The sequence below is a fragment of the Microvirga tunisiensis genome (assembly GCF_009296175.1).
GTDB lineage: Bacteria > Pseudomonadota > Alphaproteobacteria > Rhizobiales > Beijerinckiaceae > Microvirga > Microvirga tunisiensis.
In genome coordinates, this window is sequence record NZ_VOSK01000085.1 from 1 (window position 1) to 23,209 (window position 23,209).

At 64.0% G+C, this 23,209-nt stretch carries 26 protein-coding genes and 1 other RNA gene; 14 read left to right on the forward strand and 13 right to left on the reverse strand.

Translation table 11 applies throughout. The features are described from left to right. Nucleotides 1-184: 184 nt before the first annotated feature. Both FS320_RS19640 and FS320_RS19645 read right to left on the reverse strand, forming a co-directional pair. Nucleotides 185-1,600 carry a sensor histidine kinase gene (locus FS320_RS19640; RefSeq protein ID WP_152713540.1) on the reverse strand — a complete coding sequence of 472 codons (1,416 nt, stop codon included), beginning with the start codon at nt 1,598-1,600 and terminating at the stop codon, nt 185-187. Between the two features lie 292 nt (nt 1,601-1,892). Then, nucleotides 1,893-2,690: a VTT domain-containing protein gene (locus FS320_RS19645; protein ID WP_162003091.1), complete on the reverse strand. Its 798-nt coding sequence runs from the start codon at nt 2,688-2,690 to the stop codon at nt 1,893-1,895. 269 nt (nt 2,691-2,959) lie between these two features. Here FS320_RS19645 and rpmH point away from each other — a divergent pair, with 269 nt between their 5' ends. Genes rpmH through yidC form a run of 3 tightly spaced genes read left to right on the forward strand, consistent with a single transcriptional unit; the run spans nt 2,960 to nt 5,399 of the window. Continuing rightward, nucleotides 2,960-3,094 (forward strand): 50S ribosomal protein L34, encoded by a 135-nt coding sequence (gene rpmH / locus FS320_RS19650; protein ID WP_027314822.1) that lies wholly within the window; start codon nt 2,960-2,962, stop codon nt 3,092-3,094. 18 nt (nt 3,095-3,112) lie between these two features. Beyond that, nucleotides 3,113-3,547, forward strand: a complete 435-nt coding sequence (rnpA, locus tag FS320_RS19655) for a ribonuclease P protein component (RefSeq protein ID WP_152713544.1) — start codon at nt 3,113-3,115, stop codon at nt 3,545-3,547. After that, the gene (gene yidC / locus FS320_RS19660; RefSeq protein WP_152713546.1) at nt 3,540-5,399 is read left to right on the forward strand and encodes a membrane protein insertase YidC; all 1,860 of its coding nucleotides are present in this window, start codon (nt 3,540-3,542) and stop codon (nt 5,397-5,399) included. The genes rnpA and yidC overlap by 8 nt, the downstream gene beginning before the upstream one ends. Nucleotides 5,400-5,459: 60 nt before the next feature. Here yidC and FS320_RS19665 read toward each other — a convergent pair whose 3' ends face one another. Beyond that, nucleotides 5,460-6,056: an NUDIX domain-containing protein gene (locus FS320_RS19665; RefSeq protein ID WP_152713548.1), complete on the reverse strand. Its 597-nt coding sequence runs from the start codon at nt 6,054-6,056 to the stop codon at nt 5,460-5,462. Nucleotides 6,057-6,259: 203 nt separating this feature from the next. On the opposite strand from FS320_RS19665, the gene FS320_RS19670 reads away from it, so the two are divergent. From FS320_RS19670 to FS320_RS19690, 5 genes are all read left to right on the forward strand, one after another. Beyond that, entirely contained in the window at nt 6,260-7,813 is a 1,554-nt protein-coding gene (locus FS320_RS19670; protein ID WP_152713550.1) for a CYTH and CHAD domain-containing protein, read from the forward strand. Between the two features lie 72 nt (nt 7,814-7,885). Continuing rightward, nucleotides 7,886-8,542 carry a ribosome biogenesis GTP-binding protein YihA/YsxC gene (gene yihA / locus FS320_RS19675; protein WP_152713552.1) on the forward strand — a complete coding sequence of 219 codons (657 nt, stop codon included), beginning with the start codon at nt 7,886-7,888 and terminating at the stop codon, nt 8,540-8,542. Beyond that, nucleotides 8,539-8,907 carry a DUF423 domain-containing protein gene (locus FS320_RS19680; protein WP_152713554.1) on the forward strand — a complete coding sequence of 123 codons (369 nt, stop codon included), beginning with the start codon at nt 8,539-8,541 and terminating at the stop codon, nt 8,905-8,907. The genes yihA and FS320_RS19680 overlap by 4 nt, the downstream gene beginning before the upstream one ends. 76 nt (nt 8,908-8,983) lie before the next feature. Then, the gene (gene argB, locus FS320_RS19685) at nt 8,984-9,889 is read left to right on the forward strand and encodes an acetylglutamate kinase (protein WP_152713556.1); all 906 of its coding nucleotides are present in this window, start codon (nt 8,984-8,986) and stop codon (nt 9,887-9,889) included. A gap of 83 nt (nt 9,890-9,972) precedes the next feature. Further along, nucleotides 9,973-10,704 (forward strand): pyrimidine 5'-nucleotidase, encoded by a 732-nt coding sequence (locus FS320_RS19690; RefSeq protein ID WP_152713558.1) that lies wholly within the window; start codon nt 9,973-9,975, stop codon nt 10,702-10,704. On the opposite strand, the gene FS320_RS19695 is transcribed toward FS320_RS19690, so the two are convergent. The 3 genes from FS320_RS19695 to FS320_RS19705 all read right to left on the reverse strand — a co-directional run bounded on the left by FS320_RS19695 (nt 10,683) and on the right by FS320_RS19705 (nt 12,897). Then, on the reverse strand, nt 10,683-10,940 hold the full coding sequence (locus FS320_RS19695; RefSeq protein ID WP_152713560.1) for a hypothetical protein: 258 nt from the start codon (nt 10,938-10,940) through the stop codon (nt 10,683-10,685). The genes FS320_RS19690 and FS320_RS19695 overlap by 22 nt on opposite strands. A 156-nt stretch (nt 10,941-11,096) precedes the next feature. After that, nucleotides 11,097-11,600, reverse strand: coding sequence for a YciE/YciF ferroxidase family protein (locus FS320_RS19700; protein WP_152713562.1), 504 nt, complete (start codon nt 11,598-11,600; stop codon nt 11,097-11,099). Nucleotides 11,601-11,709: 109 nt separating this feature from the next. Further along, on the reverse strand, nt 11,710-12,897 hold the full coding sequence (locus FS320_RS19705; RefSeq protein ID WP_152713564.1) for a DNA recombination protein RmuC: 1,188 nt from the start codon (nt 12,895-12,897) through the stop codon (nt 11,710-11,712). Nucleotides 12,898-12,984: 87 nt separating this feature from the next. Here FS320_RS19705 and def point away from each other — a divergent pair, with 87 nt between their 5' ends. From def to truA, 4 genes are read left to right on the forward strand one after another with little or no spacing between them, the layout of a single operon-like run. Then, a complete protein-coding gene (gene def / locus FS320_RS19710) occupies nt 12,985-13,503 on the forward strand; it encodes a peptide deformylase (RefSeq protein ID WP_152713566.1) in 519 nt (172 codons plus the stop codon). Continuing rightward, nucleotides 13,500-14,432: a methionyl-tRNA formyltransferase gene (fmt, locus tag FS320_RS19715; RefSeq protein WP_152713568.1), complete on the forward strand. Its 933-nt coding sequence runs from the start codon at nt 13,500-13,502 to the stop codon at nt 14,430-14,432. The genes def and fmt overlap by 4 nt, the downstream gene beginning before the upstream one ends. 8 nt (nt 14,433-14,440) lie before the next feature. Further along, nucleotides 14,441-14,935 carry a GNAT family N-acetyltransferase gene (locus tag FS320_RS19720; RefSeq protein WP_152713570.1) on the forward strand — a complete coding sequence of 165 codons (495 nt, stop codon included), beginning with the start codon at nt 14,441-14,443 and terminating at the stop codon, nt 14,933-14,935. Nucleotide 14,936: 1 nt separating this feature from the next. Then, nucleotides 14,937-15,686, forward strand: coding sequence for a tRNA pseudouridine(38-40) synthase TruA (gene truA / locus FS320_RS19725; RefSeq protein ID WP_152713571.1), 750 nt, complete (start codon nt 14,937-14,939; stop codon nt 15,684-15,686). Here the strand turns inward: truA and FS320_RS19730 are convergent. The 7 genes from FS320_RS19730 to ffs all read right to left on the reverse strand — a co-directional run bounded on the left by FS320_RS19730 (nt 15,678) and on the right by ffs (nt 21,586). Then, nucleotides 15,678-16,268 carry a hypothetical protein gene (locus tag FS320_RS19730; RefSeq protein WP_152713573.1) on the reverse strand — a complete coding sequence of 197 codons (591 nt, stop codon included), beginning with the start codon at nt 16,266-16,268 and terminating at the stop codon, nt 15,678-15,680. The genes truA and FS320_RS19730 overlap by 9 nt on opposite strands. 109 nt (nt 16,269-16,377) lie before the next feature. Next, complete coding sequence (gene dapE / locus FS320_RS19735; RefSeq protein WP_152713575.1) at nt 16,378-17,535, reverse strand: succinyl-diaminopimelate desuccinylase; 1,158 nt, start codon at nt 17,533-17,535, stop codon at nt 16,378-16,380. Between the two features lie 4 nt (nt 17,536-17,539). Next, the gene (gene dapD / locus FS320_RS19740) at nt 17,540-18,382 is read right to left on the reverse strand and encodes a 2,3,4,5-tetrahydropyridine-2,6-dicarboxylate N-succinyltransferase (protein WP_152713577.1); all 843 of its coding nucleotides are present in this window, start codon (nt 18,380-18,382) and stop codon (nt 17,540-17,542) included. A gap of 248 nt (nt 18,383-18,630) precedes the next feature. After that, nucleotides 18,631-19,236: a recombination mediator RecR gene (gene recR, locus FS320_RS19745; RefSeq protein WP_152713579.1), complete on the reverse strand. Its 606-nt coding sequence runs from the start codon at nt 19,234-19,236 to the stop codon at nt 18,631-18,633. Nucleotides 19,237-19,304: 68 nt separating this feature from the next. Further along, nucleotides 19,305-19,625, reverse strand: a complete 321-nt coding sequence (locus FS320_RS19750; RefSeq protein ID WP_152713581.1) for a YbaB/EbfC family nucleoid-associated protein — start codon at nt 19,623-19,625, stop codon at nt 19,305-19,307. Between the two features lie 15 nt (nt 19,626-19,640). Continuing rightward, nucleotides 19,641-21,461, reverse strand: coding sequence for a DNA polymerase III subunit gamma/tau (locus FS320_RS19755; RefSeq protein ID WP_152713583.1), 1,821 nt, complete (start codon nt 21,459-21,461; stop codon nt 19,641-19,643). Between the two features lie 28 nt (nt 21,462-21,489). Further along, nucleotides 21,490-21,586, reverse strand: an RNA gene (gene ffs, locus FS320_RS19760) — signal recognition particle sRNA small type. A gap of 164 nt (nt 21,587-21,750) precedes the next feature. Here ffs and FS320_RS19765 point away from each other — a divergent pair. After that, the gene (locus FS320_RS19765) at nt 21,751-22,161 is read left to right on the forward strand and encodes an HIT domain-containing protein (protein ID WP_152713585.1); all 411 of its coding nucleotides are present in this window, start codon (nt 21,751-21,753) and stop codon (nt 22,159-22,161) included. A gap of 4 nt (nt 22,162-22,165) precedes the next feature. Further along, nucleotides 22,166-23,068, forward strand: a complete 903-nt coding sequence (gene nudC, locus FS320_RS19770) for an NAD(+) diphosphatase (protein ID WP_152713587.1) — start codon at nt 22,166-22,168, stop codon at nt 23,066-23,068. Nucleotides 23,069-23,209 lie beyond the last annotated feature (141 nt).

A 23,209-nucleotide genomic window follows, 5' to 3' on the forward strand; every position in this document is an offset into this window, starting at 1 on the left:
AAGCGCGATCATGGACTACCTGGAGCACCACAATGCCGACCCGAGACCCTTTGTCTGGACCGCCTCGGCCTCAGCTATCCTGGAAAAGGTCGCCCGTGCGAAACAAGCGTTAGAGTCACAACACTAGTGGATCGGCGGGCCCGGGAAATCGGGTCTATCTTTCCGACCGCTGCGCCAGCGGGGATTAGCGGTCCGGGATCGTGATCTTGAAGCAGGTCTTGCCGTGGCCATCATCGAGGGTGATCGTCCCGCCATGGAGCTGAACGAGTTCCGCCGCAATCGGCAGACCCAGGCCCGTCCCCCCCTTCTGAGCCGAGCCCTGGAAGGGCGTGAACAGGTTGGCCTTCGTTCGTTCGGGGATGCCGGGGCCATTGTCCTTGATCAGGATGCACACCATGCCGCCCTCCCGTGAGGCGGTCACGTCGATCCGCGGCTGCCCCTCGGGCGATCCGGTCTGGCTCAGGGCTTGGATCGCATTGCGAACCACATTCACCAGAACCCGGGAGAGCTGGTCCGGATCGGCATCGATCATCAGGTCTTCCGGCACCTGAGCCTCGAAGGCGATGCCGACCTCGGGAGCGAGATCCGTCAGGTTCGACAGTTCCGCGATCAAAGGCGCCAGGGGGATGAGCCGCCGCTGCGGCAGCGGCTCCGTCGCCCGGCCGTAGGCCAGGGTGGTCTCGCAGAACGCGATGGCCCGGTCGAGGGTGCTGACGAGCCTGGGGGCGATGCGCTGGACGCTCTCGTCGCTGACCCGGTCGAGACGGTCCGTGAGGAGCTGGGCCGTGGTGAGCATGTTGCGCAGTTCGTGGTTGATCTTACTGACCGCCAGTCCCAGCTGCGCCAGGCGGCGCTTCTGGCGCAGCTCGTCGGCCAAGGTCGTTTCCATGCGGGCCAGGGCCTGTTCGGCGAGGCCGATCTCGTCGACGCGATCGGTCGGCTGGATGACCCGCGAGGCGTCCTCCGGATTGCTGGAGAAATCCGCGATGTTGCCGGTGAGCCGCCGGACTGGACGCACGATCACCCATTGCAGGGTGAGATAGACGAGGCTCGCCGTAATGATGGAGATGAAGAGGGACAGGAAGAGGATGTTGCGGGAGAACTCGATCATGGCATGGCGCAGGGGCGCCTGGTCGAGGATCATCTCGACGAATTCCACACCCATGCCGGCTCCGATGACGCGAATGGGCTTGTCCGCGGGAGTGAACAGGGCACTGAAGGCATCCTGAACCAGGGTCATCCATTTCGCGTCGCGCAGATCGACCGTCTTGCTCACCTCCGGAGGCACGTCGCCCGTGGCCAGCAGGCTCCTGCGCCCGCCTCCCTTCAGGGCGATGGCCTTGGCGCCGACCCCGTGCAGGAGGCGCAACTCCAGTTCTTCCGACAGGCTTTCCTCAGGTGCGGCATCGAGAACCATGGCGGCGATCTGGGCTGCCGCCAGCCGGTCGTTCAGCCACGTCAGCCGGAAATTGGCGACAGACGGCACATAGATGAGCACCTCCGCGATCATCACGAAGAGCACGGTCAGAAGGAGCAGGCGTGCGGAAAGCCCGAACTGGCTGAAAAAGCGCCCTGCGAAAGTGGTCGGCTCGCGGCTCATTCCCGTTTCATTCCAGGCGGCGAAGCACGAAAGCCAGTCGCCGCGATCAAGGATTTTGGGGCGACGGTTCGAGAAACTCCATCGCCGCGCCCACCATCGGCTGGGATAAAGGTAGGTAGGGATGAATCAACCCCGCAAGCGCATTGTGCGGAACCAGAGGTCGGCGCCCGCGAAAAATGGACCCGAATTTCCGCGAAGACCGGTGCGCCAGCCAACGAAGGGAGCATCGGATCGATCTCGAAAGTGCAATCCACTTTTGGGTCCGATGCTCTCGTCCTCTCTGCCTGCCTGATCATTGCCCCTCGTCGGCGACGCGCCTGCGCCAGTGCCTCAGCGCAATCGGAACCAGCGCCAAGATTCCTAAGATAGCTAGAGCGATCATCAACTCGGGCGTCAACAGGCTCCCGGCACTGAAATCGGCGGTGCATTCACTTTGGCCTGTCGCGAGGCAATCCGAGCGAAGTTTCTCCTGTCTGGAAATCACCTCGTCGAGCCCGGATCCGCCAAAAGCGAAGGCAAAAGAGACCGGCAGCATGCCGATCTGGGTTGCCAGCACGAAAGGCCTCATACGCATGCCGAAGAAGGCGGCGGCGAGATTCGTCAGCCAGAACGGCACCACGGGAATCAGGCGCAGGGAAAGCAGGTAGAGAAAAGCCTGCCTCCGGAAACCCGCCGCAAGGCCCTGGATGCGGACGCCTGCCCTTTCCAGGAGAGGCCGTCCCAGGGACGTGCGGGCGATCAGGAAGATATTGGCTGCCCCGAGGGTGGCCGCCATGGAGGCCGCGATCCCGCCGAGAGCCCAACCGAACAGATAGCCGCCGATGGTGGTCAGAAAAGCCGAAGCCGGCAGGGACAGGGTCACCGCCGCCACGTAGGTCAGGCAGAAGAGCCCCAGCATCGTCAGGCGATGGGCGGCGACGAGGTCCTGAAGCCAGGCTTGATAGCGGAGAAAGGTCTCAAAGCTTAAGGTGCGGTGCAGGCCCGTTGCAAAGATGCCCCCTAAAGCCAGGACGAGCAGCACGAGAGGCAAAGTGCGCCAGAGACGGCCCGCCTCCTTCGGGCTATGAGGCTTTGGCTGCGTATCGGTCACGGATCCTCCTGGATTTCGTGCCATATATGTAGCACTCGGCAAGGCCAAGCCTAAGGCCGTGTCGCGGTGGGGAAGACGCTGCGCCGATTGCCGCATAAAGGCCATAGCGGCGTTGACTTTGCCCCTCCATTCCGTCATAAGCCCGCAAGCTGACAGCGCTCTTCTGGGGCGCTGATCGTTTTTTCGAGACAGTTTCGGGGGCAACCCCACCTTAACCAGACGGGCGCGAGCCATCGAGCACCGCTGCCCCATTCGACCGGAGAAGTGCCGTGAAGAGGACGTATCAACCGAGCAAGCTGGTTCGCAAGCGCCGCCACGGCTTCCGTGCGCGCATGGCGACCAAGGGTGGCCGCAAGGTCATTGCCGCTCGCCGCGCCCATGGCCGCAAGCGCCTGTCAGCGTAAGCAGCCTAGGATCGCCCGATGCGCGAGCCTCGCGCAGAGCTAAGCCTCGGGCGTCTGACGAAAAGACCTGACTTCGTCGCGGCGGCCTCCGGCCGCCGCTTTCATACCGAGCGGATGACGGTTCAGGCTCGGTTGCGCGAGTGCTCGGGCCTCGGCCTGCGCTTCGGCCTCACGGTCACGAAGCGGGTGGGCCACGCCACCGAACGCAACCGGATCAAGCGCCGGCTCCGGGCCGCCATTCCCACGGCAGGCCAGGATTACGCGAATCTCGATGCGGACATCGTCGTCATTGGACGACGCGATATCCTGACCGCCGATTTCGATCTGCTCATCGACGATCTTCGGCGCGCGCTGCGGGCAGTCACCAGGCCGAAAAGCGCGCCCTCCGCAGAGCGTCACCTTCCCTCCTCACCTCCCCCCAACGGCGAGCGTCGCGGACATTCCCATGCGTGAAGACAATAGAAACCTCATCGTCGCCATCGCGCTGTCGCTGGCGATCTTGCTAGGCTGGCAATATTTCTTTGCGGCGCCCCAGGCCGAAAGGCAGCGGCAGGCCGCCCAGCAAGCGCAATCCACGCAGGTCAATCCCACGGCGCCGAACCCGCCCCCGAGCCCGAGCCAAGCCGGCGGGGCCTCGCCGACCGTGCCGGGAACGGTTCCGAGCACGCCGATGGCTCCGGCGGTCGAAACCCGCGAGGCTGCCCTCGCCCGCTCGCCGCGCGTGGCCATCGATACGCCTGCCATCGCCGGCTCGATCAATCTGCGCGGCGGCCGCATCGACGACGTGGCGCTGAAGAACTACCGCGAGACGGTGGACCCCAAGAGCCCGATCATCGTGCTCCTGTCACCCACCGGCACCCAGAACCCGTATTATGCGGAATTCGGCTGGATCGGCGCCCAGGCCGGCAGCCTGCCGAACCAGAATACCGTCTGGACGGCCGACAAGACCTCGCTGACTCCCGGCAGCCCCGTCACCCTGACCTGGCAGAACGAGCAGGGCCTGGTCTTCCGCCGCACGATCGCGGTCGACGACAAGTTCATGTTCACGGTGAAGGATGCGGTCGAGAACCGCGGCTCGGCCCCCGTGACGCTGCAGTCCTACAGCCTCGTGTCCCGCCACGGAAAGCCGGTCACCCTCGGCTATTACGTGCTGCACGAGGGCATGATCGGCGTTCTCGGCGACGAGGGCCTGCAGGAGCTCACCTACGCGAACCTGGACAAGAAGGAGCCGATCTCGGGCGGCAGCACGGTCGGCCAGATCTGGAACTCGGTCACCGGGGGGTTCCTCGGCATCACCGACAAATACTGGGCCGCAGCCGTCATTCCCGACCAGACACAGCCTTTCCAGGGCTCCTTCACCTCGCAGCAGGGCCAGACGGCGGATCGCACCTATCAGGCGACTGTGGCCGGCGCTTCTCAGACCCTCCAACCCGGCGCCACCACGGAAGTGACGCAGCGCCTGTTTGCCGGCGCCAAGGAAGTCGCGACCGTCGATTCCTATCACGAGACGTACGGCATCAAGAACTTCGATCTCCTGATCGACTGGGGCTGGTTCTACTTCATCACCAAGCCGCTCTTTAAGGTGCTCGACTTCTTCTTCCATCTCTTCGGCAATTTCGGCATCGCGATCCTGCTCGTCACGGTGCTGCTGAAGATCCTGTTCTTCCCGCTCGCCAACAAGTCCTACCGATCCATGGCGAAGATGAAGGCGGTGCAGCCGGAGATGGCCTCGATCCGCGAGCGCTACGGCGACGACAAGATGAAGCAGCAGCAGGCGCTGATGGAGCTCTACCGCAAGGAGAAGATCAATCCCGTCGCCGGCTGCTGGCCAGTGCTGATCCAGATCCCGGTGTTCTTCGCGCTCTACAAGGTGCTCTTCGTCACCATCGAAATGCGCCATGCGCCGTTCTTCGGCTGGGTCCGCGACCTCGCGGCGCCGGATCCGACATCGATCTTCAACCTGTTCGGCCTCCTGCCCTACAACCCGGGCGCCGTGCCGGTGATCGGCCACTTCCTGATGCTCGGCGTATGGCCGATCCTCATGGGCATCACCATGTGGCTGCAGATGAAGATGAACCCGGAGCCGCCGGACCCGGTGCAGAAGCAGGTCTTTTCCTGGATGCCGGTGATCTTCACCTTCATGCTCGGCTCGTTCCCGGCCGGCCTCGTGATCTACTGGGCCTGGAACAACCTGCTCTCGGTCACCCAGCAGGCCTTCATCATGAAGCGCAATGGCGTGAAGATCGAACTCTTCGACAACCTGCGCAAGACCTTCAGCCGCAAGACCAGTCCCGCCAAGGGCTGAGCGGCACATGCCAGCAACTGACAAAACCCCGGGCTTGCCCCGGGGTTTTCGTTTGGCCGCTCAAGGATGGGCCGAGGCCCTCATCAACCCTTTGAGCTTCAGGTGTTGAAGCAGCATGATGGTCTTGCCGTCGACGATCTGTCCTTCGTCGATCATGCCGAGAGCTCCTTCGAGCGATACCTCGAGAACTTCGATATCCTCGCCCTCGTGCCTGTCGCCTCCGCCTTGGCCGATGCGGTCATCCGGTGAATAGCGGGCGATGAAGAACATCAGTCTCTCGGTCACGCTGCCGGGGCTCATGAAGACGTGGAAAACGGACTCGGTATCGCGCAGCCTGTAGCCGAGTTCCTCCTGCGCCTCCCGGCGGATGCAGGTTTCTGGATCGTCCTCGTCGAGAAGCCCCGCACAGGCCTCAACCAGCGGTCCCGGATGGCCGCTCACATAGGCCGGCAGCCGGAATTGCCGGACGAGCAGCACGGTGCCTCGCTCAGGATCGTAGGGCAGAATCACGGCGCCATGGCCGCGGTCATAGGTCTGCCGAACCTGCCGTTCCAGAGTTCCGTCGCGGCGCCGATAATCGAAGGTGAACTTCTTGAGCGTCGCCCAGTCGTCCGAGAGGACTTCGACCGAGCGAATCAGAATGGGAGCATCAGTCATGTTCGAGCCTTGGAGGAGACGTCATTTTCACAGCGTCTCAGCATGCCGGCGCCCTGGCTGAATGCACTCCTTCTGTTTTGTAGAAGAGCGATACAATTCTGAAAGCTGCCTTCTGGAAGGACCTTCCTGGGATCTTCCTCATGGCTTTCACCCCGAAGCGCTCTACATGACCGCAGCAGGCGAAACCGGAGCGGCGGCTGGCCATGAACGCCGGATGGCAGAACAAGAATGAGCCCACGAGAGCGCACACCACGGCAAACGAGATCGAGCTGAAACTGGAATTCGCCGCGGACGCAACTGGCCAGCTTCTCCAGCATCCGCTGATGTCGCAGGCCCGGATGCTTCCGGGACAGGGCGGAATCCTCCACGCCGTCTATTACGATTCGACGGATTTTGCTTTGCACAAGGCGGGGCTGACCCTCCGCGTGCGGAAACAGAACGGGCGCAGCACGCAGACCATCAAAGCGGAGCGCAAGGCGCGGGGCTTCGCTCTCGACCGCGGCGAATGGGAGATTCCGGTCGATGGCGGGCTCGATCTCGCGTCCGCCGCCGGCACGCCGCTCGCCGCGCTTGTCTCGAACGAGGCCATACGAGCCGACCTCAAGCCGGTTTTCACGGTAGAGACGGATCGCCAGGCCTTCGAGATCAAGCGCAATGGGGCAACGATCGAGCTCGCCCTGGACGAGGCCAAAGCATCGACCGATTCCGGCGCCGAGAAATTCTGCGAGGTCGAACTCGAATTGAAGGACGGCGATCCGTCCGCTCTGTTCGCCCTCGCCGACGATCTCGCCGACAGCATCCCGTTTCGCCTCTCTCCCATCACGAAATCGGAACGCGGTTACAGACTGCTCGGTCAAGCCGACAGCGGGCCTGTAAAGGCCGGCCGGATCGTCGTTCCAACCACGGCCGCATCCGCTGAAGCGTTCCAGATGATCGCGCGCTCGTGTCTGTCCCAGATCATTCGCAACGAGGCGCTTCTGCGCCGGAGCCGCGCCCCTGAGCTGCTGCATCAGATGCGCGTGGGCTTCCGGCGGCTCGATGCGGCGATTTCGCTGTTCAAGCCGATGCTGCGGGATCGGGACAGCGATGCCATCAAAACTGAGCTCCGCTGGGCCGGAAAAAAGCTCGCCCTGGTTCGCGATCTCGACGTTCTGATCGCGAGGCTACGGAAGGCGAACGACACCGACATGGGCCTGCCGGCGCTGGCGGAAGCCGGGCGGCTGCGGGCCGAGGCCTTCGAGAGCCTTCTGAAAACCCTGTCCAAACCCCGCTTCATGAAGGCGATCCTGAAAGCCGCGACCTGGGTCGAAGCCGGGCGATGGCTCGAGAGCCGCAAACCGGCGATCCGGGCGGCGCGCGAGCTGCCGGCTCAGACCCGGGCGGCCTGGGAATTCTCGCGACGCTGGCAACGGATCCGAAGAGATGCGCGCCGGATGGCCGATCTGAGCGGAAAGGCTCGCCACGAGCTTCGCATCAGCATCAAGAAGCTGCGTTATGGCGTCGAATTCCTTGCCACTCTGTTCCCGGGTGTTCCGGCGCGCAAGAACCGCAAGGCGATGGTGGACCTTCTCGAGCGCCTGCAGGACGTGCTGGGCAAGCTGAACGATATCGAGGTTGGCCGGACCCTTCTCGATCCGCCGTTCCGGAAACCCGTTCGGAAGGCCGCCGGCTACACGAAGCGGCGCGTCCGCAAACTCCTGCCCCGGGCCGAAAAGGCCTCCCGGGCACTCGTGAGGGCGGAGCCGTTCTGGGCTTGATGCCTCGAGTGATGGGAAAAGCTTGAGCGAGATGCCTTGAACTCCGGGCACCAAGCGCCGATAAGGACCCTCATGACCGATATGCAACCCGATACCGACCCTTTCCTTGAGATCGGCCGCAAGCTCTTTGCCGGCGAGGCGGATTTCATCTGGGCCGCGAATTCCCTGAAGAACCTGCCGCCCATGAGCAAGGTGGAGATCGCCTTCGCCGGCCGCTCCAACGTCGGCAAGTCGAGCCTCGTGAACGCGCTGACGGGACGCAATACGCTCGCGCGTACCTCGCACACACCGGGGCGCACCCAGCAGCTCAACTTCTTCAACATCAACGACCGTTTCCACCTGGTTGACATGCCCGGCTACGGCTTTGCCGCCGTTGAAAAGCAAAAGGTACAGGCCTGGACGCAGCTGATCCACGACTACCTGCGTGGCCGGGCGAGCCTTGCCCGCGTCTACGTGCTGATCGACGCCCGCCATGGCATCAAGGCGGTGGACGAGACGGTGCTGGAGACCCTCGGCACGGCGGCCGTCTCCTACCAGATCGTCCTGACGAAGGCGGACGAGCTGAAGGGGGACGAGCTCGATAAGCGCATCGCCGACACCCTGCAGAAGATCGAGAAGCGCGCCGCCGCCTTCCCTGAGATCCTCGCCACCTCCAGCCGCTCGGGCCTCGGCATCCCGGAGCTCAGGGCCGAAGTGGCGCGGCTCCTGAGCGAACGGGGCGCGGGATGAATCTCGCCGCCCGGATCCTCCTCGTCCTTGCTTCCCTCTCAGGACTTCTCGGTGTCGGCCTCTCGGCCGCCGCGGCGCACATCACGGGAGGGAACCTCGCCACCGCGGCGCAGTTCCTGCTCTTCCATGCCCCTGCCCTGCTCGCCCTCGTGGCGCTGATGGCAGCCGGAGCCGTGAACCCCATGCTGGCCCAGATCGCCGGCTATGTGCTGGTTCTCGGGCTCATCCTGTTCTGCGGCGACCTCTCCCGCCGGGCCTTCTCGGGTGCAGCGCTTTTCCCCAGGGCCGCGCCCACGGGAGGCATCCTCCTGATGCTGGGTTGGCTGCTGGTAGGCCTCTCCGCTCTTCTTCGCCTCAGAGCCTGAAGTCTCTGTTTGCAGCGGCCCATCCTTCGGCTAGAAGGCAGGCCGTTTGATCCTGATACCCGCGCCGGAGCCGTTCATGTCCGATCCGTCCACGCCCCTCCCCGACGTTCATGTACAGGCCGAAGTGCTTGTGCAGGCCCTGCCGCACATGCAGCGCTATGACCAGCAGGTGGTGGTGATCAAGTATGGCGGCCATGCCATGGGCGACCGGGCGGCGGCCGAGGACTTCGCCGAGGACGTGGTTCTGCTCGAGCAATCGGGCATCAAGCCGATCGTCGTTCATGGCGGTGGGCCGCAGATCGGCAAGATGCTCGAAAAGCTCGGCATCAAGTCCGAATTCAAGGGCGGTCTTCGCGTCACGGACGCGGCCACGGTCGAGGTCGTCGAGATGGTGCTCGCCGGCTCCATCAACAAGCAGATCGTCGGCTGGATCGGCGTCGAGGGCGGCAAGGCCGTGGGCCTGTCCGGCAAGGACGGCAACATGGTCACCGCCCGGAAGGTGACCCGTACGGCCATCGACCCCGATTCCAACATCGAGAAGGTGGTCGATCTAGGGTTTGTCGGGGAGCCCGAGCACGTGAACCGGGCGGTTCTGGACCAAGTGCTCCAGGCCGAGCTGATCCCGGTCCTCGCCCCGGTCGCGACCGGCCAAGACGGTCAGACCTACAACGTGAACGCCGATACCTTTGCGGGTGCTATCGCGGGCGCGATGACAGCCAAGCGCCTCCTGCTGCTCACGGACGTTCCGGGCGTTCTCGACAAGAACAAGAACCTCATCCCGGAAATGACCATCGAGGATTGCCGCCGCCTGATCGCCGACGGAACCATCACGGACGGCATGATCCCGAAGATCGAGACCTGCATCTATGCCCTGGAGAAGGGTGTGGAGGCAGTGGTCATCCTCGACGGCAAGGTGCCGCATGCGGTGCTGCTGGAACTGTTCACCGACCATGGCGCGGGCACGCTGATCCGGAGGGGTTAAAGCGTCGCCCTTCACGGATCGGCCGAGAACGCCTATATATTCGTCAGTGGGGCCGCACGGCCCCATTGTCGTCTTTGGGATCCATGAACGCGAAGCCATCTGCCGAAAACCACCTGTCGTCCTCCGACTCCCGCCAATTCTCACATGTGGAGACGTGGATCTTCGACCTGGACAATACCCTCTACCCGCACAGCTCCCGGGTCTGGCCGCAGATCGACCAGCGCATCACCCTCTACATCTCAAATCTTTTCGGACTCGATGGCCTGTCCGCCCAGGCGCTGCAGAAGTATTTCTATCACAAGTACGGCACGACCCTACGGGCCCTGATCGACGAATACGACATCGATCCGCACGACTTTCTCGATTTCGCCCATGACATCGACCACACGGATATCAAGCTGAACCACGGCCTGGGCGAGGCCATCGAGAAGCTGCCCGGCCGCAAGCTCATCCTCACCAACGGCTCCCGCAAGCATGCGGAGAATGTGGCGAAGAAGATCGGCATTCTCGGCCATTTCGAGGACGTGTTCGACATCGCCGCCTCCAACTTCGTGCCCAAGCCCGACCGGCGCGCCTACGAGATCTTCCTCGACAAGCACGGGGTGGAGCCTGCCCGCTCCGCCATGTTCGAGGATATCGCCAAGAACCTGACCGTGCCGCACGAGCTCGGCATGACGACCACGCTCATCGTTCCCAAGACGTTCGACCCGTTCCGGGAAAGCTTCGAGCAGGAGGCGGTCCAGACGCCGGATATCGACTACATTACCAACGATCTAGCGGACTTTTTGCGCGCCTACGCGTTGCCGGCGAAATAAGGCAGGAAGCGATAATCTCCCGTCATCACCGGCCTTGTGCCGGTGATCTCGGTTGGAAAGGCATGGCGCTTCACGGCATCGGGATGGCCGGGACAAGCCCGGCCATGACGGGAGTGGGTGTCACCGGCCGTGATGCCGATCGTCTCGCTCGCCCTCATCCTGAGGAGGTCGCACAGCGACCGTCTCGAAGGAGAGTCCTGTGCCTGCTGAAATCCTCCTTCGAGACGCAGCCTCACGGCTGCTCCTCAGGATGAGGGGGATGGGGTCCGGAAGCGGGATGGCCGGGACTGATCCCGGATCACGTCCCGGGACGGCCATGACGGGTTAGGGACGGGTCGATATAAAAATGGCCTCCTTGCGGAGGCCATTCTCGTTTCGAGTGCACGAAGAGCTTACGCGGCCTTCGTGTTGATCTTGCTCTCGGCGATCCGGTTGAGCTTCTGGTCCGTGGCCTTCTCCTGATCCAGGATCTGGTGCAGGACGCCGGCGCAATCCTCGCGGCCCAATTGCTTGGCCCAGGCGACGAGGGTGCCGTAGCGGGTGATCTCATAGTGTTCCACGGCCTGAGCGGCAGCCAGAAGCGCCGCGTCGAGAACCTGCGGATCATCGATGTCGCCGGCAATTTCCTGGGCTTCGTCGATGATGCCGTCGATGGCCGGGCAGGTCACGCCTTTCGGATCGTGGCCATGCATGCGGAACACCTGCTCGACCATCTGGATCTGCTGCTGGGTTTCGCCGAGATGGGTCTGGAACGCCTGCTTCAGCTGCGGGTCGCTCGCCTTCTCGATCATCTCCGGCAGCGCCTTCGTGATCTGCTGTTCGGCATAGTAAATGTCTTGCAGGGTATGGATGAAGAGATCATCCAACGACTTGATGTCCTTCGACAAAAGGCCCATAGCGCAATCCTTCCCGAGTTCTGAGAGATGCCAACATGCGAGCGCCATTGTCCGCCTGGCGCATCGTTCAGCCTGGGGAGAACGTTACGGACGAAAGGCGGTTCCCGGTCTATTCGACCGCCCGGAGATTCCGGCCCTGGAGGCGCAGCCACTCGGCCCGGGCTTCCGCTTCACCCTCGTCGAATTCGAGGGTTTCGATCTTTTGTCCGCGCTTGACGATCTTGTCGGCCGAGACCCGGATTTGCGAGACATCGTCCTGTGCCTGCCGGAAATGGGTATCGAGCTTCGCCACCCGGGCATCGAGGCGCTCCACATCCTCCAGGAGCTTCTGCACCTCGACCTGGATCACCCTTGCCTCCTCGCGGATGCGGGCATCGCGGACCAGCGCCTGCATCACCTGGATGGCGAGCGTCAGAAGCGAGGGCGACACGATGACGATACGGGCGCGATGAGCCTTCTGGACCACATCGTCGAAATGCTCGGCCAAGTCGGCATAGATCGACTCCGCAGGGACGAACAGCATCGCGATATCCTGAGTCTCGCCCGGGATCAGGTACTTTTCCGCGATGTCCTTCACATGCACGAGCATGTCGTTGCGGGCCTTGGTAGCCGCCCGGCTGCGGGCCTCATCGCCCTTGGCCTCGCGGAACAGGGTAAAGCCCTCCAGCGGAAACTTGGCATCGATCACGAGCCTACGGTCGTCGCCGGGCAGGCGCACCAGACAGTCGGGTCTCGTGCGGTTGGACAGGGTCGCCTGGAACTCGAAGGCATTGGCCGGCAGCCCATCGCGGACGATCGCCTCCATCCGTCCCTGCCCATAAGCGCCCCGGGTCTGCTTGTTGGAGAGGATATCCTTCAGCCCTACGATCTCGCCTGTGAGGTTCGTCAGGTTCTGCTGCGCCGCGTCGATCACGGCAAGACGCTCGTTCAGCTTGGACAAATTTTCCGACTGGTGGCGCGTGGACGCCTCCAGCCCTTGCCCGACCCGGTGCTGCAATCCGTCGATCCGTTCCGAGATCATCCGTACGAAATCGCTTTGGCGGGTGCCGAAGACCTCGGCGATGGTTCGCATTCGCCCGGTCATCTCCGACTGCACGCGGGTGAGTTCCGCCACCTTGTCGTCCATCTCCCGCGCCCGCTCGGCCGCGATGGCGGCCTCCAGGGCTCTCTCCCGGCGGGTGCGCAGGAGAAGAGCGGTCACGAGCAGCAGCAGAACGAGGCTCAAACCGGCCATCCCCATGACGACCTGTCCCCAGGTCAGGGATGTCTTGCCGAGGATGAGGACGACGTCGTTCATGGAGCATAAGGTTCCGGTTGACGAACGCATCCGAACATAAGACGAACGATTTGACCATCCTCGTCCAACCGCTTATCTCCCGCGATCATGAGCATCAGACCCCTCGTCATCATCCCCGACACCAAGCTCCGCCTGATTTCCGAGCCCGTTAAGGAAATCACGAGCGAGATCCGCCGGCTGGCGGACGACATGCTGGATACCATGTATGACGCCCCAGGCGTCGGCCTGGCCGCCATCCAGATCGGCGTGCCAATCCGCATGGTGACCATGGACGTGTCGAAATCGGAGGACGAGCATCAGCCGATGGTGCTCATCAATCCCGAGATCGTCTGGGCTTCGGAGGAGAAGCGTGTTTACGAGGAAGGCTGCCTGTCGATCCCCGAATATTACGAGGAGGTCGAGCGGCCTGACCGGGTGCGCTTCCGCTATATGAACCTCCAGGGCGAGATGATCGAGCAGGATGCGGATGGTCTCCTGGCGACCTGCGTGCAGCACGAGATCGACCACCTTGACGGGGTCCTGTTCATCGATCACCTGTCGAAGCTCAAGCGCGACCGGGTGATGACCAAGTTCAAGAAGGCCGCCAAGCGCGAGGCGGGGGCATGAGCCTGCGCGTCGTCTTCATGGGCACGCCCGATTTCGCCGTGCCCACCCTCTCCGAGATCGTTGGCCAGGGCCATGACGTGGTCGCCGTCTATACCCGCCCGCCCGCCGCGGCCGGCCGCGGCATGGAGCTGAAGCCCTCCCCTGTCCACAAGATGGCGGATCGTTTCGGACTTCCCGTGCTGACGCCGAAAACCTTGCGCGCGGAAGAGGCTGCCGAGATCTTCCGCAGTCACAATGCCGACGTGGCGGTGGTGGTGGCCTACGGCATGCTGCTGCCGAAAGCCGTTCTGGAAGCGCCGGAACTGGGCTGCCTCAACCTTCACGCCTCCCTGCTCCCCCGCTGGCGCGGCGCGGCGCCCATCCAGCGCGCGATCATGGCTGGCGACAAGGAGACCGGCGTCGCCGTCATGAAGATGGAAGAGGGCCTGGATACCGGCCCCGTCGCCATGGTCGAGCGGGTGGCGATCACGCCGGACATGAATGCGGGCGAACTGCACGACAGGCTCATGGTTCTCGGTGCCGATCTCATGGTGCGGGCGCTGGCCGCCCTTTCCCGCGGAGGCTTAGGCTTCACGCCTCAGCCCGAGGAAGGCGTGACCTATGCCCACAAGCTCAAGAACGAGGAAGCGCTGATCGACTGGTCGAAACCTGCGCAGGAGGTCCATGATCACATTCGCGGGCTCTCACCCTTTCCAGGCGCCTATTTCACGGCCGATTTCGGCAAGGGCCGGGAGCGTGTGAAAGTTTTGCGGTCAACCCTCGGACAGGGCTCAGGTTCACCCGCGACACTGATCGACAATCATGGTACGATATCTTGTGGCGAAGGGGCGATCCGCCTGATTCAAGTGCAGCGCGCCGGCAAGGGACCCGTGGCTTTCGAGGAGTTCCTGCGCGGTGTGAGGCTTGGTCCGGGCACCAAACTTGCGTGAGGTCCAGCATGGGGATCCGTCTGGAGGAATCCGCCAATTGGTGTACACTCTATGCCATCTATTCCGCCGCTTTTGGGCAATTGACGGAGGCCGACCTCGTGCAGCACATGCACGAAGATGGCGATCTTATCCTGTCTGTGATCGCGTATGCCGATGAGCCGGCCGGCCATATCGCATATTCTCGCCTGATCCTGCACGAGACACCCTCCATCAAAGCGGCAGTCCTGGCTCCATTGGCTGTCGCACCCTCCTTCCAAAAGCAGGGTATTGGAGCAGCCCTTGTCCAGAACAGCCTGAAGCGCCTGACGGATAAAAACTACGATCTGGTCCTCGTGCTGGGAGAGCCGCATTACTACGGTCGTTTCGGCTTCACGCCGCGTCTGGCGGACCGACTGAAAACGCCCTATGACGGGCCTTATCTCCAGGCCTTCGCTCTTTCCGACAAAGGGAAAGGCGCCCATGGCTCGGTGTCCTACGCCCAGGCCTTCGTAGAACTGGAATAACATGCCTCGCTACAAGCTTGTCGTCGAGTATGACGGCACGCCCTTTACCGGTTGGCAGCATCAGACGAACGGTCTCTCCGTTCAGCAGGCGGTGGAGGATGCCATCGCGCGCTTCACCGGTTCCGCCGTACGGATTCACTGCGCCGGACGGACGGATTCAGGCGTTCATGCCACCCATCAGGTCGTTCACGTGGACCTGGAAAAGGAATGGCGACCGGACACGGTACGCGATGCCACCAATTCCCATTTGAGGCCTGCTCCCGTGGCTGTTCTCTCGGCGCAAATCGTGCCCGAGACGTTCAACGCCCGCCTCTCGGCCATCAAGCGCCACTACGTCTACCGAATTCTCAACCGCCGTGCTCCGGCGGCCCTGGACGCGAGCCGCGTCTGGCACGTGGCCTGGACGCTCGATGCCGATGCAATGCACGACGCCGCGCAGCTGCTGATCGGGCGGCACGATTTCACCACGTTCCGGGCTGCCGAATGCCAAGCCAACAGCCCGGTCCGAACCCTCGACCGGCTCGATGTGGAGCGGATCGGCGACGAGATCCGCATCCATGCCTCCGCCCGCTCGTTCCTGCATCATCAGGTCCGCTCGATAACGGGAACCCTTGAGCGCGCCGGCGCGGGGCGCTGGTCCGTGGCAGATGTGCGCGCAGCACTCGATGCTCGGGATCGCAAGCGTTGCGGGCCGATGGCTCCGCCGACGGGCCTTTACCTGATCGGCGTCGATTATCCGGAGTTATCCTAACAGGCCCCGCATCGCCGTTCCGACGAAGGAATTGAGCACGATGCCGAGCACGACGATGCCGAGAGCTGGAATGCTCGCGAGCCCCAGCGTCGCCTTGGTGGCGAACCATTGCAGTCTCACGATGATGACCGCAAAGGCGAGGCTGAAGAGGCTGGCAAGCCCTGGAGGCGCCCAGCCGAGAAGCATCAGCATGGCCGGCACCGAGAGCACCAGCATGCCGATCACCGAGACCCAGTTCGTCACGATCACGAAGGGCACATAGGCCTTCTCGAGATGAAACCACCGGGCGATCCAGATCATGGCGACAGGCAGGGCGATGAAGCCCGCCACATGGCCCAGAGCCACCACGAGATCGACCCAGAAATTGTCGAGAAGGGGCCGATCCGGCTGCAAGAGACCGAGGCGGAGGCGCTCGAAGGCAAGCGACACGACATAGGCCGGAAGCGTCAACCAGATCGCCGTGAAGGAGCGCCAGAAACCCCGCTCGCTCATGTCGAAGGATTTCAGGCCCTCGGACCTGCTGTGGAGCAGGTCCAGCGTTCCCCTGAACGAGCGGTTGACCTCATCAGCCGTGACGATCATGAGCATGCTCTTCCTTGAAGGCGATTGCTCACGAGAATGGACCGAAGGCCTAAAACGTTCCGGCTGATTTTCGACTTTAGTCTAAATAGTCAGGCTTGAATTCAGTGGCTCACGCGGCGAAATAGGCGTCCAGCACCTTGCGGTAAATCATTGCAAGGCGATCCAAATCGGCAACCGCCACCCGCTCGTCGACCTGGTGCATGGTCTGTCCGACGAGACCGAACTCGACGACTGGGCAATACTTCACGATGAAGCGAGCATCCGACGTGCCGCCCGTGGTGGAGAGTTTCGGCTGCGAGCCGGTCTCGGCCTTGATGGCGTCGGCGATGAAGCCCACGAACGCATTCGGCGGCGTGAGGAAGGCGACTGCATTCGTCGGCTCCATCGTCAGAGTGTAGCGCACCGTGTTGCCGGCGGCCTCGCGCAGGCGGCGCTCGATCTCCGCCTCCAGGCTGTGCGGCGTCCAGAGATCGTTGAAGCGGATGTTGAAGGTGGCCTTCGCCGCGGCCGGGATAACATTGGCCGCCGGATTGCCCACATCGACACTGGTCACTTCCAGGTTCGAGGCGTCGAAATGATCCGTTCCCCGATCGAGCGGCTCTTTCAGAAGCCCGTCGAGCAGGCGCATCATGGCCGGGATGGGATTATTCGCGAGATGCGGATAGGCCACGTGGCCCTGCTTACCCTCGACGACGATCTTGCCCGTGAGCGACCCGCGCCGCCCGATCTTGATCATGTCGCCGAGCTGGTTCGGATTGGTCGGCTCGCCCAGGATGCAGTGATCGAACCGCTCGCCGCGACCCTTCGCCCATTCGAGGAGCTTCACGGTTCCGTTGACGGCGGGCCCCTCCTCGTCTCCCGTGATCAGGAAGCCGATCGAGCCGTTGAAGTCCGGGTTGTTGCGCATGAAGTCGAGCGCCGCCGCCATCATGCAGGCGATGCCGCCCTTCATGTCGACCGCACCGCGCCCGTAGAGCTCGCCGCCATGGATCTCGCCGCTGAACGGATCGTATTGCCACCGGCTCGCATCGCCGGGCGGAACCACATCCGTATGGCCGGCGAAGAGCAGGTAGGGCTTACCGGTGCCGTAGCGGGCGTAAAGGTTCTCGACGTCCGGTGTCCCGGGCTCGGAAAAGACCGGCCGATGGACCTCGAAGCCCGCCTCCTTCAGCACGCTCTCGATAAAGGCAAGCGCCCCGCCCTCCTCGGGTGTCACCGAGGGGCAGCGGAGGAGGGATTGGGCGAGAGAAAGCGGTGAGTGTTCCATCGGATCAGTCCCGCAACAGCTCGTTGATCCCCGTCTTGGCCCGGGTCTGCGCATCGACGCGCTTCACGATCACCGCGCAGTAGAGGGACGGGCCGGGAGTGCCGTCCGGCAAGGGCTTGCCGGGGAGCGAACCGGGGACGACCACGGAGTACGGCGGCACGCGGCCGACGAAGACCTCGCCGGTATTGCGGTCGATGATCTTGGTCGAGGCCGAGATGAACACGCCCATGGAGAGCACCGAGCCCTCGCCCACGACCACGCCTTCCACCACCTCGGAGCGGGCTCCGATGAAGCAATTGTCCTCGATAATGGTGGGATTGGCCTGAAGCGGCTCCAGCACGCCGCCAATGCCGACGCCGCCGGAGAGATGCACGTTCTTGCCGATCTGGGCGCAGGAGCCGACGGTGGCCCAGGTGTCGACCATGGTGTTCTCGTCCACATAGGCGCCGAGATTGACGAAAGAGGGCATCAGCACCACGCCGTGCGCGATATAGGCGCCGCGCCGCACGGTGCAGTTCGGCACGGCGCGGAAACCTGCGGCCTTGAACTCGGTCTCGGACCAGTTGTCGAACTTGGAGGGCACCTTGTCCCACCAGACAGCGTTGCCCGGTCCGCCCTTGAGGATGCCCATATCGTTGAGGCGGAAGGACAGCAGCACCGCCTTCTTCAGCCATTGATGCACCTGCCACTCGCCGCCGGTCTTCTCGGCGACGCGGGCCCTGCCCGAATCGAGAAGGCTCATGGCCTCCTCCACGGCCTCGCGGACGGCGCCCGTCGTCGAGGGGGTCACATGGGCCCGGTCCTCCCAGGCGGCGTCGATGGTACGGGCGAGATCAGCGGTGGACATGGGCAACTCGGGGAATGGGGTTTCTGTTGCCGCCTGATTAGCAACGGCGCCAGGGCCTGTCACGTCATCATCTGCCTGTTGCTCGATCTGAAACCCCACGGTGTCATTCCTGACCCGCGGCGGCGAAGGACACCCTCTCACGTCATAGCCGGGCTCGTCCCGGCCATCCCGGTGATATGAAGCACCGCGCTTCACCTGGCGGGATCACCGGCACAAGGCCGGTGATGACGGGAGGAAATCAGGGCGCCTCAGAACGACGTGCGCTGCCGGATCGCCGCTGAGAGGGTGCCCTCGTCGAGATAATCGAGTTCGCCGCCGACCGGCACACCATGGGCGAGCTTCGTCACCTTCACGGGCAGATGCGCGAGAAGCTCGGTGATGTAATGAGCCGTGGTCTGACCGTCGACCGTGGCGTTCAGCGCCAGGATCACCTCGCTCACGCCCGGCTCCGAGGCGCGGGCGACGAGGCGATCGAGATTCAGGTGCTCGGGACGCACGCCGTCGAGCGGCGAGAGCACGCCGCCGAGCACATGATACCTGGCGTTGACCGCGCCCGAGCGTTCGAGCGCCCAGAGATCGGACACGTCCTCCACGACCACGAGGATGGATGGATCGCGCTTGGCATCCCGGCAGATGGTGCAGGGTTCGGAGGTATCGACATTGCCGCAGGACGAGCACACGACGATACGCTCGTTGGCGACGCGCATGGCATCGCTCAACGGGTTGAGCAGCGTGTCCCGCTTCTTGATGAGATGGAGCGCCGCGCGCCTGGCCGAGCGGGGACCTAACCCCGGCAGGCGGGCGAGGAGCTGGATCAGGCGCTCGATCTCAGGGCCGGCAACGTGCTGAGCCATTCAGGTTCTCTTTTGCTTTTGTCGCATCGTTCGACGCGAAGAACCGGAAACCACTTCTTGCACGATGCTCAGAACAGCTTCAGGCCGGGCGGCAGCGGAAGCCCCTTGGTGAGGCTCTCCATGCGCTCCTGCGTGATCCGCTCGGCCTTGCCGCGGGCGTCGTTCATGGCGGCGACGATGAGATCCTCGAGGATCTCCTTCTCGTCCGGATTCATAAGCGAAGGATCGATGTTGATGGACTTGAGGCTGCCCTTGCCGGTCACCTTCACGGTCACGACGCCGCCGCCGGCGGTGCCGTCGACTTCGAGAGTGTCGAGCTCGGCCTGAGCGTCCTGCAGCTTCTGCTGCATGGCCTGAGCCTGCTTCATCAGTCCCATGATGTCCTTCATGACCGTTTCCTCGAATTAAAACAGATCGTCGTCATCTTCGGCCTCGTGCGCGGCCAGCGCATCGGCCTCGCCGAGAATTTCCGTTTCCGCATCCTCGCCGGGCTTCTCCGCACGCTCGATCACGTTCACGATCTGCGCACCGGGAAACTTCGACAGCACCGCCTGCACCAGGGGATGATTGGCAGCGCCTTCCTTGCGCTCGCGCTCGGCCGCGACCGCCTTCTCATGGAGGGTCGCTCCCCCCTCTTCCGAGGACAGGGCCACCATCCAGCGTTCGCCGGTCCATTGCTGGAGAGCACGGGTGAGATCGTTGGCGATGGTGCGGCTGCCGGTCTCGGTGAGGCTGAGCTCGATGCGGCCCTCCTCGAAGCGGACGAGGCGCACATCCCGTTCGAGCTGCGCCTTCAGCACGATCTCGCGCTTCTCGCCGGCGAGTGCCACCACATCCTCGAAGCGGCGCAGGCGCATGGTCGGCTCAGGCTGGGCGGCCTGAGGGCGCGGCTGCGGATGAGGTTGAGAGGTCGCCAGCGCCATATTGCCGGAGGTGGCGGGACCGGAGGGCCTGGGCGTGGGGGCCGACGGGCCGCCCGCGGGAACTGGTGCGCCGTCCTTCAGAGCGCGCAGGGCCTCGTCCGGCGTCGGCAGATCGGCCGCATAGGCGAGGCGCACGACGACCATTTCGGCCGCCGCGATCGGACGGTTCGAGGACTGGACCTCGGGAATGCCTTTGAGGAGAATCTGCCAGGCGCGCGACAGGGTCCGCACGGAGAGCTTCTGAGCATAATCCAGGCCGCGGGTCCGCTCGATCTCTGAGAGAGCGGGATCCTTCGCGGCTTCGGGGATCAGCTTGAGACGGGTGACGATATGCGAGAAGGCCGCGAGATCGGACAGGATCACGGCCGGGTCCGCGCCGGCATCGTATTGCGAGCGCAAGCCCGCGAAGGCCGCCGGCACGTCGCCGCGCATCACGGCCTCGAAGAGGTCGATGATCTGGGCGCGGTCGGCGAGGCCCAGCATGTCGCGCACGGTGTCGGGCGTCACCACGCCGGCGCCATGGGCAATGGCCTGATCCATCAGGGACAGGGAATCACGCGCCGAGCCTTCCGCCGCACGGGCGATGGCGGCAAGCGCCTCCTGGTCCGCCTGCACGCCTTCGGCATTGCAGATGCGGCCCAAGTGGGCCACGAGCTTGTCCGCCTCGATGCGGCGCAGGTCGAAGCGCTGGCAGCGGGACAGGATCGTGACCGGGACCTTGCGGATCTCGGTGGTGGCGAAGATGAACTTCGCATGCGGCGGCGGCTCCTCCAGCGTCTTCAGGAAGGCGTTGAACGCCTTCTCCGAGAGCATGTGGACCTCGTCGATGATGTAGACCTTGTATCGGGCCGTGACCGGCGAATAGCGGATGCCGTCGATGATCTGGCGGACGTCGTCGATGCCCGTATGCGAGGCCGCGTCCATCTCCAGCACGTCCACATGCCGCGATTCCATGATGGCTTCGCAATGGACGCCGAGTTCGGGCATGTGGATGGTCGGGCTGCCGGAACCGTCCTGTCGCTGATAGTTCAGGCCGCGGGCGAGGATGCGGGCCGTGGTGGTCTTGCCGACGCCGCGGACGCCCGTGAGCATCCAGGCCTGCGGGATGCGGCCGGTCTCGAAAGCGTTCGAGAGGGTGCGCACCATGGCCTCCTGACCGATCAGGTCATCGAAGGTTTTAGGGCGGTATTTGCGGGCAAGAACGCGGTAGGGCGAGGCCGGCGCTACGGGAGCGGGCGCGGCGGGGAAGCCCGGCAGGGCCGGCTCGTCGTTCAGGGGCGTGCCGGCTGTGGTATCGTCCATCGACTGCAAGGCTTTGGGGAATCTTGAAGGTGGGAGGCTGGACGAAGACCCGTTCGGTCTCGTTAGGGCTGCTTCCTTCCGGACCTGACCCAGTTGGCGAGTGAGACGTCCCTCGCCAACCTCCCACCGGCTATATGGGCGTATCGCCGTGGAAACGCAAGTTGGAAACGCGCGCCCTTCAACCGCCATCCCCGGTCTTCACCGATCTCTCGCGATCTCTCGCGATCTCTCTCGGGCGGGAAGCGGAACACAGGCTGACACGAAGCCGCAGGCTCGGTTACATAGCGCCATGACATTCAAGCTCGATTCCCGGCTCGAAGCCGACACGCTCCCCGTCGGCGACCTCGCCCTCTCGTCGGTCCTGCTTCTGAACGACGCACGCTTTCCCTGGTTCGTGCTGGTGCCGCGGATCGAGGGGGTCAGCGAGCTTACGGATCTCTCGGACGAGCAATCCGCTCAGCTGATGCAGGAGATCCGCATCGCCACCCGGGTGATGCTGGAGCTCTCGAAGCCCGACAAGGTGAATGTGGGAGCGCTGGGCAACATCGTGACGCAGCTTCATGTGCACGTGATCGGACGCTTCCGCTCCGACCCGGCCTGGCCCGGACCGGTCTGGGGCCACGGCACCCGCACATCCTATCCCGACCATGCGGCGACGGCGCTGATCGAGCGCGCCGCCACCCTTTTCACGGCGGCCTGATCCCATGACCCGACCCATTGCCTACATCACGAACCCGCTCGTCCGCCACAGCGCCGAGCGGGACCCGGAAGCGCTCGCCAAGGCGGCGGGAGATCCGCATGCCGCCATGGTGATCCTGGCCGGCGACCTGCCGGTTCTTCGGGCCGGGGAGCCGGGATCGAGCCTCCTGCCGGCCTCGGTCCTGAGCCGCCTCCCCGCCCATCAGGAACAGGTCTTTCTCGGGATCCTCGGGGACCGCCCCGTTGTGGCGACCCTGGCGCCCCCCGAGACCGCGGAGCTGTTTCAGGAGGATCCTGCCTTCGCGGTTGAGGATTTGCGCTCCATCGCAGTGCGCGGACTCGTTCCCGCGGAGGAACTCGGTCTGCTCGCCATGGCGAAATCCCTGCTCGACTGGCATCGGCGCCATCGCTTCTGCGCCAATTGCGGTGCGCCGACGGCGGCCGCCCAGGCCGGCTTCCAGCGCGATTGTGCGGCCTGCGGCGCCCAGCATTTCCCGCGGACCGACCCGGTGGTGATCATGCTGATCACACGGGGCGACAAGTGCCTCATGGGCCGCCAGCCGCGCTTTGCCGAGAAGATGTATTCCTGCCTCGCGGGCTTCCTCGAGCCCGGCGAGACAATCGAGGATGCGGTCCGGCGGGAAACCTTCGAGGAAGCCGGCATCCGGGTGGGCGCGGTGCGCTACAGGACCTCCCAGCCTTGGCCGTTTCCGTCCAACGTCATGATCGGCTGCATCGGCGAGGCGCTGACCGACGAGATCACTTTCGACGGCGAGGAACTGGAGGACGCCCGCTGGTTCACCAAGGACGACGTGCGGCGCATGCTGGAGGGCACTCACGAGCACTACATGGCTCCTTCTCCCATCGCGATTGCGCACCACCTCGTCCGGGAATGGGTGAAGGATTGAGCGCACTCGCCATCCCGGACGGAGCGTGAGCGGAGATCCGGGATCGGCGGCAGAATGGGATGCGGGATCCGCGACGTCGTCATCCCCCGCGCCGACGCTGTCATGCCCGCGCAGGCGGGGATCCAGAACCGCGACGTCTCG

Coding starts and splice junctions, on each gene's coding strand:
- truA (WP_152713571.1), top strand. CDS start 14,937: ATGCCTCGCTACAAGCTTGTCGTCGAGTATGACGGCACGCCCTTTACC.
- FS320_RS19730 (WP_152713573.1), bottom strand. CDS start 16,268: ATGATCGTCACGGCTGATGAGGTCAACCGCTCGTTCAGGGGAACGCTG.
- yidC (WP_152713546.1), top strand. CDS start 3,540: ATGCGTGAAGACAATAGAAACCTCATCGTCGCCATCGCGCTGTCGCTG.
- FS320_RS19705 (WP_152713564.1), bottom strand. CDS start 12,897: ATGAACGACGTCGTCCTCATCCTCGGCAAGACATCCCTGACCTGGGGA.
- FS320_RS19755 (WP_152713583.1), bottom strand. CDS start 21,461: ATGGACGATACCACAGCCGGCACGCCCCTGAACGACGAGCCGGCCCTG.
- nudC (WP_152713587.1), top strand. CDS start 22,166: ATGACCCGACCCATTGCCTACATCACGAACCCGCTCGTCCGCCACAGC.
- argB (WP_152713556.1), top strand. CDS start 8,984: ATGTCCGATCCGTCCACGCCCCTCCCCGACGTTCATGTACAGGCCGAA.
- FS320_RS19680 (WP_152713554.1), top strand. CDS start 8,539: ATGAATCTCGCCGCCCGGATCCTCCTCGTCCTTGCTTCCCTCTCAGGA.
- yihA (WP_152713552.1), top strand. CDS start 7,886: ATGACCGATATGCAACCCGATACCGACCCTTTCCTTGAGATCGGCCGC.
- FS320_RS19720 (WP_152713570.1), top strand. CDS start 14,441: ATGGGGATCCGTCTGGAGGAATCCGCCAATTGGTGTACACTCTATGCC.
- FS320_RS19690 (WP_152713558.1), top strand. CDS start 9,973: ATGAACGCGAAGCCATCTGCCGAAAACCACCTGTCGTCCTCCGACTCC.
- rnpA (WP_152713544.1), top strand. CDS start 3,113: ATGCGCGAGCCTCGCGCAGAGCTAAGCCTCGGGCGTCTGACGAAAAGA.
- fmt (WP_152713568.1), top strand. CDS start 13,500: ATGAGCCTGCGCGTCGTCTTCATGGGCACGCCCGATTTCGCCGTGCCC.
- dapE (WP_152713575.1), bottom strand. CDS start 17,535: ATGGAACACTCACCGCTTTCTCTCGCCCAATCCCTCCTCCGCTGCCCC.
- def (WP_152713566.1), top strand. CDS start 12,985: ATGAGCATCAGACCCCTCGTCATCATCCCCGACACCAAGCTCCGCCTG.
- dapD (WP_152713577.1), bottom strand. CDS start 18,382: ATGTCCACCGCTGATCTCGCCCGTACCATCGACGCCGCCTGGGAGGAC.
- recR (WP_152713579.1), bottom strand. CDS start 19,236: ATGGCTCAGCACGTTGCCGGCCCTGAGATCGAGCGCCTGATCCAGCTC.
- FS320_RS19700 (WP_152713562.1), bottom strand. CDS start 11,600: ATGGGCCTTTTGTCGAAGGACATCAAGTCGTTGGATGATCTCTTCATC.
- FS320_RS19750 (WP_152713581.1), bottom strand. CDS start 19,625: ATGAAGGACATCATGGGACTGATGAAGCAGGCTCAGGCCATGCAGCAG.
- FS320_RS19670 (WP_152713550.1), top strand. CDS start 6,260: ATGAACGCCGGATGGCAGAACAAGAATGAGCCCACGAGAGCGCACACC.
- FS320_RS19665 (WP_152713548.1), bottom strand. CDS start 6,056: ATGACTGATGCTCCCATTCTGATTCGCTCGGTCGAAGTCCTCTCGGAC.
- FS320_RS19640 (WP_152713540.1), bottom strand. CDS start 1,600: ATGAGCCGCGAGCCGACCACTTTCGCAGGGCGCTTTTTCAGCCAGTTC.
- FS320_RS19765 (WP_152713585.1), top strand. CDS start 21,751: ATGACATTCAAGCTCGATTCCCGGCTCGAAGCCGACACGCTCCCCGTC.